At 51.5% G+C, this 13676-nt stretch carries 13 protein-coding genes; 1 reads left to right on the forward strand and 12 read right to left on the reverse strand.

The window, feature by feature from the left end:
• Positions 1–15: 15 nt before the first annotated feature.
• Complete coding sequence (gene prmB / locus PS053_RS07085; protein WP_010326099.1) at positions 16–948, reverse strand: 50S ribosomal protein L3 N(5)-glutamine methyltransferase; 933 nt, start codon at positions 946–948, stop codon at positions 16–18.
• Positions 949–1112: 164 nt separating this feature from the next.
• On the opposite strand from prmB, the gene smrB reads away from it, so the two are divergent.
• Positions 1113–1664 (forward strand): endonuclease SmrB, encoded by a 552-nt coding sequence (gene smrB, locus PS053_RS07090; RefSeq protein ID WP_000730462.1) that lies wholly within the window; start codon positions 1113–1115, stop codon positions 1662–1664.
• A 66-nt stretch (positions 1665–1730) separates the two neighbouring features.
• On the opposite strand, the gene PS053_RS07095 is transcribed toward smrB, so the two are convergent.
• The 11 genes from PS053_RS07095 to PS053_RS07145 all read right to left on the reverse strand — a co-directional run bounded on the left by PS053_RS07095 (position 1731) and on the right by PS053_RS07145 (position 13414).
• Positions 1731–2582, reverse strand: coding sequence for a StfH/YfcO family fimbrial adhesin (locus tag PS053_RS07095; RefSeq protein WP_306294377.1), 852 nt, complete (start codon positions 2580–2582; stop codon positions 1731–1733).
• A 7-nt stretch (positions 2583–2589) separates the two neighbouring features.
• On the reverse strand, positions 2590–3087 hold the full coding sequence (locus PS053_RS07100; protein ID WP_076740149.1) for a fimbrial protein: 498 nt from the start codon (positions 3085–3087) through the stop codon (positions 2590–2592).
• A 47-nt stretch (positions 3088–3134) separates the two neighbouring features.
• Positions 3135–3614 (reverse strand): fimbrial protein, encoded by a 480-nt coding sequence (locus PS053_RS07105; protein ID WP_000824796.1) that lies wholly within the window; start codon positions 3612–3614, stop codon positions 3135–3137.
• On the reverse strand, positions 3611–4102 hold the full coding sequence (locus PS053_RS07110; protein WP_025238635.1) for a fimbrial protein: 492 nt from the start codon (positions 4100–4102) through the stop codon (positions 3611–3613). The genes PS053_RS07105 and PS053_RS07110 overlap by 4 nt, the downstream gene beginning before the upstream one ends.
• A gap of 15 nt (positions 4103–4117) precedes the next feature.
• Entirely contained in the window at positions 4118–4867 is a 750-nt protein-coding gene (locus PS053_RS07115) for a fimbria/pilus periplasmic chaperone (protein WP_000555837.1), read from the reverse strand.
• Positions 4868–4877: 10 nt separating this feature from the next.
• The gene (locus tag PS053_RS07120) at positions 4878–7526 is read right to left on the reverse strand and encodes a fimbrial biogenesis outer membrane usher protein (protein WP_059274633.1); all 2649 of its coding nucleotides are present in this window, start codon (positions 7524–7526) and stop codon (positions 4878–4880) included.
• A 78-nt stretch (positions 7527–7604) separates the two neighbouring features.
• Complete coding sequence (locus PS053_RS07125) at positions 7605–8162, reverse strand: fimbrial protein (protein ID WP_000033341.1); 558 nt, start codon at positions 8160–8162, stop codon at positions 7605–7607.
• Between the two features lie 644 nt (positions 8163–8806).
• A complete protein-coding gene (gene sixA / locus PS053_RS07130; RefSeq protein WP_001195822.1) occupies positions 8807–9292 on the reverse strand; it encodes a phosphohistidine phosphatase SixA in 486 nt (161 codons plus the stop codon).
• Positions 9293–9494: 202 nt separating this feature from the next.
• Entirely contained in the window at positions 9495–11639 is a 2145-nt protein-coding gene (gene fadJ, locus PS053_RS07135; protein ID WP_256878992.1) for a fatty acid oxidation complex subunit alpha FadJ, read from the reverse strand.
• Positions 11639–12949, reverse strand: coding sequence for an acetyl-CoA C-acyltransferase FadI (gene fadI, locus PS053_RS07140; protein WP_059250543.1), 1311 nt, complete (start codon positions 12947–12949; stop codon positions 11639–11641). Before fadI ends, fadJ begins: the two co-directional genes overlap by 1 nt.
• Before the next feature lie 180 nt (positions 12950–13129).
• A complete protein-coding gene (locus tag PS053_RS07145) occupies positions 13130–13414 on the reverse strand; it encodes a YfcZ/YiiS family protein (RefSeq protein ID WP_059223876.1) in 285 nt (94 codons plus the stop codon).
• Between the last annotated feature and the right edge of the window lie 262 nt (positions 13415–13676).

A 13676-nucleotide genomic window follows, 5' to 3' on the forward strand; every position in this document is an offset into this window, starting at 1 on the left:
TGTTTGCGTGTTTACTTAATCTTTATAAATACCGAAATGTTCACGGGCCGCCAGCAATTGTGCTTTAGTGAGCATAAACACACCGTCGCCGCCGTTATCAAACTCCAGCCAGGTGAACGGAACATCCGGGTATTGCTCCATCAGATGTACCATGCTGTTGCCCACTTCACAAATCAGTACGCCGTCATCCGCAAGGTAATCAGCCGCATTACCGAGAATGCGACGTGTCAGTTTCAGGCCGTCGGTGCCAGACGCCAGACCCAGTTCCGGTTCGTGGCGATATTCATTTGGCAAGTCAGACATATCTTCCGCATCGACATACGGCGGATTAGTGACAATCAGGTCGTACTGTACTTTCGGCAAATCGCGGAACAGATCGGAACGAATCGGAATGACGTTATGAATCAGGCCGTGTTCTTCAATGTTCTGTTCGGCAACCGCCAGCGCATCAGGAGAAATGTCTACCGCGTCGACTTCCGCTTCCGGGAAAGCATAAGCACAGGCAATGGCGATACAACCGCTACCGGTGCACATATCTAAAATGTGCTGCGGTTGTTTGTTGATAAGCCCGGCAAATTTGTTGTTGATCAGTTCCCCAATCGGCGAGCGCGGTACCAACACGCGCTCATCGACGTAAAATTCATGGCCGCAGAACCAGGCTTTATTGGTCAGGTAGGCAACCGGAATGCGCTCGTTGACGCGACGGATTACGCGCTCAACAATACGGTGTTTTTCGCTGGAGGTCAGGCGCGCATTGCGCATGTCTTCCGGGATATCCAGCGGCAGATAAAGCGACGGTAATACCAGTTGTACCGCTTCATCCCACGGGTTATCGGTGCCGTGACCGTACCAGATATTCGCCGCGCTGAAGCGGCTCACCGACCAGCGCAACATGTCCTGAATGGTTTGCAGTTCATTTACTGCTTCATCAACGAAAATTTTATCCACGTGTTCCTCCAGGGCATGATTGCATTAATTTCGGCGGCTAGTTTGCCATGAAGGCGGTGATAAATCAGCATCCATGCGCCGTGAGTGAGGAAAAATACGTTTAAAACGATCGATTGCGCGGCGAGTCGGGTAAACTGTAGGAAAATGAGAAATGAGAAGCGTAAATGAAAAAGAAATCACCACTTAGTGAGGAGGATCAGGCGCTGTTCCGCCAGTTGATGGCGGGGACTCGCCAGCTTAAACAGGACACGATTGTCCATCGACCGCAACGCAAGAAAATCAGCGAAGTACCGGTCAAACGTTTGATTCAGGAGCAGGTTGATGCCAGCCATTATTTTTCCGATGAGTTTCAGCCGTTATTAAATACCGAAGGTCCGGTGAAATATGTCCGCCCGGATGTCAGCCATTTTGAGGCGAAGAAGTTGCGACGCGGGGATTATTCACCGGAGTTGTTTCTCGATTTACACGGTCTGACGCAACTACAGGCGAAACAGGAATTAGGCGCATTGATTGCCGCCTGCCGACGGGAACATGTGTTTTGCGCCTGCGTGATGCATGGTCACGGTAAACATATTCTCAAGCAGCAAACGCCGCTGTGGCTGGCGCAGCATCCGCATGTGATGGCATTTCACCAGGCGCCGAAAGAGTACGGCGGTGATGCGGCATTGCTGGTGCTTATTGAGGTAGAAGAGTGGCTGCCGCCGGAACTTCCCTGAGAAATATCTTCGCGGAAACCTGTTATCCGACCAGGACTCTGGTCGGATAATATTGAATCATCAACGCTACAGCTCGTTCAAAATATACTGGAAGCGACAGGTCGCGGCGATCGCGGGGACGTTGTTGGAGGTATTCACCTGCAACACCATATCGTGCAGTTGTTTGTCGGTGATGGGGTGCGGCGTTGGCGTGACGCTAACCCTGGCATCATCGCAGCCCGAGGCGGTAAAGGTCATCAGTTGAGCCACCAGACGGCAATAAAGGCCACGTTCATCAGGCTGGCTACCGTCGCACAGTTGACCATCTTTCATCAGATAGGTAGAAAGCGTTTGGGTGACAACACCACCGCCCCCGGGCAGGCGTACCGTTTTATTATGCGCCACATAGTTTTCATCCCAGGAGACGTCATAAGGTGCAACCGCCACTGGCGGGCACGATGAGTTATGCGCTTTCGGGCCAGTATAAGGCCCCTGATCTCCGGTGAAGGTGCTGTGATAAAATGTTGTTATATATGATGAAATCAACCACGGACATCCGCCAACCGGTTGATCAACATAAACCGAGATATTCGTAAAGTAACACCCCCATGCGCTGGTGTTTGGCGCATCATGAACACCGGGACATGGCCCAATGCTTCCCGCGCCGGAGGCGGCCCCCATATTCAAACGAGGTGCATGGATAGTCCCCGTGGTGTCACTCCAGTAAATGTTTGTTATATTTCCAGTATTCAAACGCTGGCTTGGCTCCTGATATGTCCCATAGTACGTTCCGTGCGGCGTCACCACCTCCAGATAAAGAGTGAAATTGGTCATAGAGGGGTTACCTGCGCCAAAATAGGTATGCAGGTCACCAACATATGTATCCGCCTGCCCTCCGAAACTCAACAGCATCAACAACCCTAAAAAATAGCGTGTCATTTTCATCTTAAATATACTCAAATGTCGCCGTCAGCTGGGCGGTAAAGTCGCCAGGCGTCACATCCCGGCCGCTTTTCGCCTGAAGCCAGGCATTGAAATTCAGCGAATTGTTACCGCCGCTTGCGGTAGTGAGCACAAATGTCGCCCCGGTGGTGCTATTGATTGGCACTTGCACACCGTTGGTCGTTTCCATACCAATCCCTACCCCTTGCGCTCCTGAAGAAGCGTCCAGCGCCAGAAATCCCGGCTGACCGCTGTCTTCCGTGCCAGTAAGCGTGACCTTAACGTTGTACTGCGCAGGCCCCTTGCACTCTTTCAGTTGAAAAACCACCGGCACGCGCGCGGACTGCCCGCTCACCATCAGGTCTTTGTAACTCATGGTAGGAAAATGCACTTCCACCAGCAGCCCGCCGTTCGATACCGGGGTGCAGGACTTGCTCAACAAATTACCGTGCAGATACAGGTTGTCGTTCTTAGCCTGAGTCACACCGCCAAAAACCAGCATCAGGCCACACGCCAACGCCAGATGGTTAAACACTCTGCTTATCGTCGTCATTGATAATCCACCTGTAAGGTGGCGTAAGCGCTGAAATCACCATCGTTCAGCACCGCGCCATTTTTCTTCACCGGCACCGCCTTCAGCGTCGGCAAATTCGTTGTATCGATCGTCAGTGGCGTATTCCAGCGAAACGGCTGGCCGTTTTGCTGAAGCTGAATGCCCAATCCTGTCACGTTGGTTTGCACCGCCGCGTTATCAAAATCCGTTTGCGATCCTGTCCAGGTCAGCGTCATTACCCAGGCGGAATTTCGGCTGGCACTGTCGCAGGTAATGGTATAGGGCACATCCTGGCGGAAGTTAACGCCGTTGATATTGTCGATAATGACGTCCTGAAACAGCACATCAATGGTGTTATTGGCACTGACGGTACACGCGGGCGGCGCCAGCAAATTCCCCTGAAACGTAATATCTTCTGGCGCGGCAAACGTTACGCCACAGAGTCCAGACAGTAAAAAAAGCGCGAGTCGTTTCATTGGTAGTCCACCACCATCGTTACTGTGGCGCTAAACGCCGACGCAGTAAGCTGAACGCCGCTCTGTTTCACCGGTACCGCCTCCAGCTTCGGCTGATTGGCGAAATTAAAAGGCGTCCAGTTATCGTTCCCCACAGCAAACAGCGAATGATCGCTGACGCTCTGTACCCGAATACCGAAACCGTCAATGCCGGTAGCGACCACCGTCTGGCCATTAATAGTGGCGGTGGTGCCGCGAAGCTGCATTCGCAGATCGTCGAATTTGCGAGCGCCGCAGTTCAGCGTGTAGCCGACAGGCTTCAGATAGTTGCTGCCGTCGATGCTTTTAATCAGCACATCGCCAAAATTCACCGCACTACCCTTTATCGAACAGGGCGGCGGCGCATCCACCAGCACACGTAGCTCCATGTTTACCGTTTTGCTGTCGGCCCAGACTGTGACACTGGTCAGCAACAACGCGGCAGCAATGGGCAGAAAAGCTCCTCTCATCGTGACCTCCCGGCGTTAGCCTTTGCGGCTTTGCGCGTCATCCACCTGGCAGGTATCACCAGCGCAGTGGAAGAACAGCGGTAAACGCGCGCCGTAATCATTGACATAAGTCAGCACCGGCACGCTGTCCATTTTCACCTTCAACGGTTGCGAGGTTTTCGGCAGAATAACCAGCGGCGAGAAACCTGCCGCCGTGCTGCCATCGTTTTTCGCCCCGGCGTTGCTGAGAATGACGTAGTACGGCGTCGGGTTATTGACGGTAAACGTTTGTCCGGCGCGGGTGAGCGTCACTTTGTATTGCCACGGGTTTCTCATATCCACTTTTTCCAGCGCTTTCGGTCGCCAGAACAACTTGATGCGCGTTTGCAGGGCGATTTGCAGCGTATTGGGGGTGTTCGATTTCGGCGGGATCTCGCGCACGTTGAAATAGAACATGCTTTCACGATCGGCGGGCAGATTATGGATATCCGGCAGCCCCTGCACCTTAACCTGACCATTCATCATGGCGTCGATGCGCTGCACTGGCGGCAACACCGCCAGCGGCGAACTGATCTTGTTGCCCTTCGCATCTTCGAGCCAGCTCTGAGCCAGATACGGTGATTTAGGGTCGTTATTGCGCAGCGTCACGCTGATCGAGTTATCGCTTTCATTAAAAATCAAGCGGGTACGGTCGGGCGTAACCGAAGCCTGCGCAGGCAGGCTGGCGGCGGTGAGCAGCAACATCAGTGCCGCCCCGAGGGTTGTTGAAGGCTGAAGTGAGTGCATGGATCGTTCCTTAATCACGTAACTGAAGAGAAGAGAGCGCTGCGGGCGCCACCGTTGGCGCAACTTTATGCGCCTGCTCCTGAATTGCGGGTTTGACATCAACCGGCGCTGTCGCAGGCGTCTGTGCATTTTTCTGTCGGCAAGGCAACAACAGGCCGTTAAACAGATTGGCAGGCAGCGGATCGGGCAGCGAGATATCGCATTGAATTGCACCATCCCAGGAGACCGCCATATGCTCACCCGCTTTCACACCCGCGAGGTAGACATTACCGTCGTCGTCCACCAGTCCAACCTGCTGCTGACTGTCATTTTTTACTTCCGCGCCGAACGGCGGGTAGCTGCCGTCGCGTAAACGCAGTACGGCCATCGCTTTTTGCCCGCTAATGACGCTAAATTTGCGGTAGCCGATAGCCCCTTCGGTCAGCGTCGCCTGTACCACGGATTGCGTCGCTTCGGCGTTCTCCGGCATATTGTTTAAGTCGATATTGGCCTGGTTACGGTAGTAGCTGTTCACATCACCGATGACCGCCTTACCGAACATATTGGTGTAGACCGGCGCGCCGTTGCTCTGCACAGGCACTCCGCCAACGCCGTCGGCATCGACCAACAGACGCGTACCACCCATATTTTGCAGGCGATGCAGCGCGCCGCCATGTGCAGTCAACGTGGCCCCGCCCTGTAAAGAGATCCCCGCCGACTGATATTGTCCTTCGTAATAGTTGGCGTTGAGATCGACTTTCGCCAGCGTGCCATCGTGACTCAGATAGCCGTCCACGCTGGAGTGATGATCGCTGGTACCGACGTTCACCTGATAGTGCGTGGCGTCGTCGATACGGCTGAAGTAACCGACCTGGCTGCTGTTCGGGCCGTTGCCGTAAGAACCGTTGTAGTTAATGGTGCTGGTGTCGCTCCACGGAATACTCATAGTGACGTATACGCCCTTATCGCTGCTGTTATCGTATTCATAGCGATAACCGGTCAGCGAGAGACTCATATTGCGGATGTTGCCGACGCTGAAATAATGGGAGAACATCACGTTGTAGTTCGTTTGTTCCGGGCGATCCCAGTAAGTACGGCGAGAATAGTTGAGATAGACAGAGACGCCGGCATTGGCAAAATTCTGGTTATAAGTGACCGTGTACATCTCTTTATCGTTGCCCGTGCGCGCGTAATCGGCGTTATTCGCATCGAGATACTCGCTCATGGTCATGTAGTTCTTTTCCGAGAAACGATAGCCAGCAAAGGTGATGCGGCTGTTCAGTTCGTCGAAATCTTTGGCATAGCTCACGCGAAATGAGTTGCCATTCTGCGCCCCCTTGCCATAAGCGTTATTGTCGTCCAGTTGTGCATGGGCGTGCGTGACGTCAAACGCCAGCGCGCCAAGCAGCGCTAAATCTCGTCCAACGCCCAGTGCCAACGACTGATAGTGATTGTCTGCCAGCGCGCCGCCGTACAGCGACCAGCCATCGGCGACACCCCAGGAGGCTTCACCGCCGGAGAAAAAGCCGCTTTCAACATGGTGATCCCAGTCCTGTGGGCGCCCCATCATCACTTTGTAGCGCACTCGTCCCTCGCGGGTCAGGAAAGGCATGGAGGCAGTACTGACGTCATACTCCTGTATCTGCCCATTTTGTTCTTCAATACGCACATGCAGCGTGCCGGACACCGAGTCGCCGATATCCTGAATACGGAACGGTCCGGCGGGCACCTGTGTTTCATACAGCACGCGTCCCATCTGTGTGACGGTCACTTTCGCCGTACTGTGGGCCACGCCGGAAATATCCGGGGCGTAGCCACGCAGGTTGGGCGGCAGCATTTGATCGTCGGAATTGACGCTGGCGCCGATGTAGCTGAAGCCGTCAAAAATATCAGAGTTGAGGAAATCCTCCCCAATGGACAGTTTGGCTTTTAAGGACGGCAGTGCGCGCCAGGCGTAATAACGGCTCCACTGCCAGCTTCTTTCCGTACCGTCGCTGCTTTTATCATCGCTATTGCGAGTGTGCTGATAGTCGCTTTGCCAGTCGGCGCGCAGGCGCCATGCGCCAAGATTGGCGCCCACAGTACCGTTGCCGCTGACATCATAGTTATTTTCGCCGTTGTCTTCCTGATGCCGGGTTTGAGCGTTGATACTGTAGTCGGCAATAAGCCCTGGGATACCATCATCCCAGCGCGAAGGGGGATCCCAATCGTTATCGGCGTATTCGAGGTAAGCCTGCGGCAGAGAGATGACTAATGCCGACTGGCTGAGATCGCCCTCAACCGTCATCCCATCTAACTGACCTGACTTCAGACACTGACCGTCATGCGTCCATTGTAAAGCTTTGGCGATATCGTCTTTCAGACCAAACAGCGCGACCAGCTCCGGCGTCAGGCAGGCATAACTTTTACTGGCGTCATTCTCTGCAGCGTACCAGTAAATATCATATTCGTTGGGTAACGGTTGTTTATTTACCAGAACACGTAAATTATATTTCCCGGGTTCGACGTAGCCTTTATGAGAAAAGCGACCAAGGTCGATTTTCGTGTCGCCTTTTAATTCCAGAAAACGGGGGTCAAATTGAATGGTATCATCGGCCCATGCATTAAACTGGCATCCTGTTATCGCCAGAGCGATATACCAGGGCAGCCCACGTAAACGAAATAAAGAGTGGTCAGGCATACACGTATCATCCGTGATTATAATAGTTTAATGGCGATATATTGAGGCCCCATAGCGTAACGCCATGGGGCAACCACATTAGAGATAGGTAATCTGGAAGGTGGTGAGGGTTTCAAAGGCGCCCAGATCGGCCTGTGTAGCTTCACCCACTAACCAGGCTTTAAATTCCAGAGTCTGTTTAGCTTTGCCTTTGCCAGTAGCGGTATCCATCACAATACTCTGTTTGATAGGCTGACCCACTCTATAACCAGCACCCGCTTTATCGCCAATCACCAGGCTGACGTTTTTCATTTCACGTCCCGTATCCTGGCTAAACAGCGCATAGTTATCGGTATTCGGGCCAGTATAATTCGTACCGGTGAATGTCGTTTCCATAGTGGTTTCAGTACCGAATGCACAGTCCTGCAAACGGATCTGGAAAGATTTCGGTGTAGACGTGGTGTTTAAGATCGCGCTGGCGCCAATATCACCCATGTCGACTTGCAGTTTGTGATCGTCAGGAATAATAGAGCAGACAGAATCTTCCAGCGTACCGTAGAAACGCGCGGTACCGTTGTTAGCGGCAAAAACAGAAGCAGAAGAAAGCGCACCCATGACCAACGCTGCCGCAACGGCAGTTTTAACAAACTTACTCATTATTCATCCTTAAACTCTAAATGATTAAAATATAAACATCGTGGAATATATAATCCGCAGATCATAAATATCCTGGAAGTGTTTATACCCAGCCATCGAATAAGCTATCCGACCAATAGTGAAATAGGTCGAGCAAGAAGATATTCTTTGGTGTGGCGAGACATTACGGTTTTTGTCCAGATGCTTCAATTTAATTTTACTTAATTCAGAAGTTAGAAAATATTGTTATATAGAAACAATGTATTTATTCATAAGACTATCCTGATTATTTTGTACACTTTATGTTAAAAACACGACATAAACATACACCATGCAAATATTTATCATTCGCAAAAAGCACAAAAAAAATATTTAATTTGCCTGCCTGTTCTTTTATGAATATAATTTAAAGGAATTTAAATAATATATTATCTGGACCCAATAATATTATTAGTAATACCCGCCATAGGTTTTGAGTTTATTAATGTAATAATACATCACGACGAAAAATCTCCTCTTCCCCTCGACGAACTCTCCAAAAGCTCCCAAAGGCGCTAGCTGAAAGCGGAGATAAAGATAACCCGGCTTGTTTTCGGTCGAGTGTTGATGATGAGATGTAAAACAGAAATGCCCGATATGTTGCTCATATCGGGCATACCAGGAGGTTAAATCGCTTTCGCCATCTTCAGATTACATGGGCTCATTTGCCAGTTGAATGTACCGTTTCCGCTTTCATCAAGCGTTACACAGGCAATGGCTGAAGTGGTAAACATAGGCGGCGTTTCGCCCGGGCATAACTCGGAAACCAGATACCCAACTAACGGTAAGTGAGAGATAACCAGGACCGATTTGACACCCTCGTTGGTCAATGCCTGAAGATAAGCACTGACCAGACCAACATCGCCGCAGGGCGTCAACTCCGGCAGAACTTCCACGCTGGAAGGCAGATCCATACAATCCCCGACTTCTTCCAGTGTTTGCTCGGCTCGCAGGAACGGGCTCACCAGAACACGTTCGATTTCCACTTTTTGACCTTTCAGCCAGTTCGCCATCAGGCGAGATTCGTCACAACCATTAGTGGTCAGAGGACGAACCGAATCACTGGCGGCATCGAGGGCTGCGTCGCCGTGACGCATGATAAAAACTTGCATATTGCACCGCTTTTGTTAACCAGATTCACCCGTCTTGTTTCATCTGAAACCAGAGAAACGAAACGGTGGCCGGCATTGTGCCTTATCCATTCACCGAATGAAACGCTGTTTTTTACCTCAATGGCGTAAGTATAGTCAATATGTGTTTACATTTTGACCTGAACTCCGCCATTCAGCGCGGATTGATATAGCTTTGACCCTTTTAATGAGGGTCAGTTGCAGTTGTTTTCCAAAAACTTTCTCCACGCTCGCTCATCTCTTGTAAACGTTCACAAGGGGTAAAGCGCGAACCATACTGCGTGGCCAGGCGTTGCATTATCGCCACGACTTCCCCCACCCCGAGTGTATCGATATAGCGGAACGGGCCACCAAGAAACGGCGGGAAACCAATACCAAATACGGCGCCAATATCGCCATCGCGGGCACTGCGAATAACCTGTTCGTCCAGACAACGTACGGCTTCATTCAGCATTAACATCACGCACCGCTCAGCAATCTGTGGTGCGGAAAGTCTCCCCTGCCCTTGTGCGCCAATCAGCGGATAAATGGCGGGATCGACCTGTTTTTTGCTTTTACGCCCTTTTGGGCCATAAAGATAGAAACCCCGGCCATTTTTTCTGCCTTTGCGATCGTCATTCAAAATTGAAGAGACAATATTTGCAGGCGCGCTAAAACGCTCTCCATAAGTTGCTTCCAGTACAGGAATAATTTTAGTCCCGGTGTCGATTCCTACCTCATCCAAAAGTTGGATTGGTCCGACAGGAAAACCAAATTTAACCAGCGCTGCATCGATATGCTCCACACGCTCGCCTTCAGTCAACATGCGGATAGCTTCGTTAATGTACGGCGCTAAAATGCGATTGACATAAAACCCGGCTTTATCCTGCACCACGATCGGCGTTTTACCTTGTTTTTTCGCCAGTTTTACCGTGGTGGCGATGGTTTGCGCCGATGTACCGACATGAGGAATAATTTCCACCAGCGGCATTTTTTCGACCGGACTAAAGAAATGCAGGCCGATAACCTGTTCTGGTCGCGTGGCATACGCGGCGATATCGCTAATGGGTAAAGATGACGTATTCGACGCAAAAATAGTATGAGAAGCGCAATTTTGCTCAACTTCTGCCACCATCTTTTGTTTTAATTCGAGATTTTCAAATACCGCTTCAATAATCAAATCGCGATGTGAAAAACCGCGGTAATCCGTCGTACCGGAAATTAAAGCCAGTTGCTTGTCGCGTTCGCTGGCTTTGAGATGACGACGGCGCACTTTGCTGTCCAGCTGATCCCAACTGTATTTCAACGCATGATTAATGCCCTGGGCGTTGATATCTTTAATTCGTACCGGAAGACCCGCTTTGCAGGCAGTGACGTAAGCAATACCGCCGCCCATCAAGCCGCCGCCTAAAATCCCCACGCTGTTTAATGGGCCAGGTTCGACATCGCTACCGGGATCTTTCTTCACTTCTGTACTGGCAAAAAAGAGATTACGCAGAGCTTGCGATTGCGGCGTCATCGCCAGCTCGCCAAAAGCACGAGCTTCAGCGTCATAACCACTGCTGACGCCTTGCGCCAGCCCGGTTTCGATAACCTCAAGAATACGCTCTGTCGCCGGATAATTGCCCTGTGTTTTCTGCTCTGTTTTTTTGCCGACCATTTTGAACAGCAACGCACGCCCCAACGGCCCCGCCATTACGCGCTCACGGATTGGGAGAGTTCGTGAAGCCTGACGATTCTGCTTCGCCAGCTCTACCGCGGCTTCCAGTAAAATGGAATGAGGAACGACATCATCCACCAGTCCAGATTTTAACGCCTGTTTCGCACGAAGTTGCTTGCCGGTGAGGATCATCTCCAGCGCAGTGCTAACGCCCACCAGTCGGGGTAAACGCTGAGTTCCGCCCGAACCGGGCAATAATCCCAGTTGGACTTCCGGTAAACCAAGCACCGTTTTAGGGTCGTCACTACAGACGCGTCCGTGACAGGCCAGCGCCAGCTCCAACCCGCCACCGAGGCAAGCGCCGTGGACAGCGGCAATAACCGGTACGGGTAAGGCATGAATTTCCGCCATCAACTGCTGGCCTTGCCGCGCCAACGCTTCCGCCTCTTGTGCCGTTTTGCAGTTGCCGATCATGTTGATGTCTGCCCCGGCAATAAAGTTGTCCGGCTTCGCGGAGATAAACACCACGCCGCGCAGATTTTTGTTTTCACGGAGTTGCTTAATGATGGCGCGTACCTGCGAAGCGAACTCTGCCTTCAGGGTATTCATTTTCTCGCCGGGAACGTCAATAGAGATGACGGCAACATTGTCCAGACGCACATTGAGGGTAAATGCTGATGCTATTTCCATTATTCCGCCTCCAGAACCATTGCTGCGCCAAGTCCACCTGCGGCACAGGCGGTCACCAAACCAAATCCACCGCCACGGCGGCGCAGTTCATGTAAGGTCTGGGTGATCATTCGCGCACCTGTTGCGGCAAAAGGATGACCGTAAGCAATGGAACCGCCGAGCACATTAAATTTACTGTCGTCAACTTCACCGGTAGCATGCATTCTTCCTAACACATCGCGGGCAAAACGTTCACTACCGAGTAACTGGATATTCGCCAGCGTTTGGGCGGCAAAGGCTTCGTGCATATCAATCAACGTCAGATCGGCCATCGTCAAACCAGCACGTTCCAGCGCCAGCGGTGTTGACCAGGCCGGGCCGAGCAACATGTCCTGCCAGACATCAATCGCGGTAAACGCGTAGCTACGCAGATATCCCAACGGTATCAGCCCTAATTCTTTCGCCCGCGATTCGGTCATCAGGATCACAGCGGCTGCGCCATCGGTCAGCGGCGTACTGTTCGCCGCAGTCACTGTGCCATGTTTACGATCAAACGCCGGGCGTAACTTTGCGTAATCAGCAAGCGTGGAATTACCGCGAATATTATTATCTTCTGCGAGAGGCTGTTTATAAGGAGGGATGTAGGCGGTCATCACCTCTTCTTTAAGTTTTCCTTCCGACCACGCCAGAGCGGCACGTTGATGCGAACGATGGGCCAATGCATCCTGCTGTTCGCGAGTAATGCCGTATGTTTTCGCCATTTGCTCCGCAGTGTCACCCATTCGCAAGCCGGTGGAGTATTCCGCCACCGCAGGCGGTACAGGCATCAGGTCACGTAAACGCAGGCGGGAGAATAGTTTCAGACGCTGGCTCAGCGTGCGGGCTTTGTTGACATCCACCAGCACTCGCGCCAGTTTTTTACTGACGCCAATTGGCAATACGGAAGAGGAGTCAGCTCCGCCCGCAATACCCGCGCGAATGGTTCCCGCCATTAAACTTTCGGCAACGTTAGCGACAGCCTGAAAACTCGTGGCGCAAGCGCGACTAACGCTATAAGCATCGGTATGGACATTCATTCCGACGCCAAGAACAATTTCACGGGCAATGTTGGGGGCTTCCGGCATTTGCACAACCTGACCAAAGACCAGTTGTTCAATCACATCGGCGGGAATTTCACTGCGGGCGAGCAGTTCACCGACCACCATCTTCCCCAAATCAACAGCAGGAATGCCATGAAATGCCGTCGCCTGACGGGCAAAAGGCGTACGTAGCCCACTGACAATGGCGATACGATCGCCGTGACGGGTAACCAGCGGTAAAACCTGACCCATAACATTCCCCTGTAAAAAAAAGATATAAAGTGGTCTGACCTGATCATAGTCTTAACCATTTTTTTACATTTAGCCAAGCAGAGAAAAGGGAAAGTGAGAGCTATGACACAGTGATAACGGGAAGAAGAAAAGAAAACGCCCCTGCCAGCAACGGGCAGAGGCGTCGTTATCCGAGAGGAATTAACGCAGACCCAACTGGAAGATCAGCATTTCAGCTTCGCAGGCAAAAGTAAAATCAATATCCAGACGAACACCGTCAGACTCTTCAGTGAAAGTCGGAGTAATTTTGCACGGTTCGGACTCTACGCTACGGGCTTTTTCAGTCAGCGCCACCAGCGTTTGTTCTGCTTCTGCGCGGTTTGCAAACACACGGCTGTAAGACGCGGTGCAATCGGAGTTGTCCATAATGGTGCCAACATCCATACAGCAGCAAACCGGGGTTTCATCAGCACTACATTTACTCATCGTTGATTTCCTCTGTATGTGCACCCAAGGTGCCAGATAAACGTTACGGATATTTTACGCTTCTGGAAAGTGCCGCTCCAGTTGTTAATTCTGCAAAATCAGATAAGTGACCGAAATCACACTTAAAAATGATCTAAAACAAAATTCACCCAAATGAATGAGTGCGCCACCTCCAAATTTTGCCAGCTGGATCGCGTTTCTTTGATCATATTTGAAAAAGTATCGAAACATACTTGCAACATTCTATCTGGTCCGACCTATA

This window comes from Escherichia albertii (assembly GCF_028622335.1).
Taxonomy (GTDB): Bacteria; Pseudomonadota; Gammaproteobacteria; order Enterobacterales; family Enterobacteriaceae; genus Escherichia; species Escherichia albertii.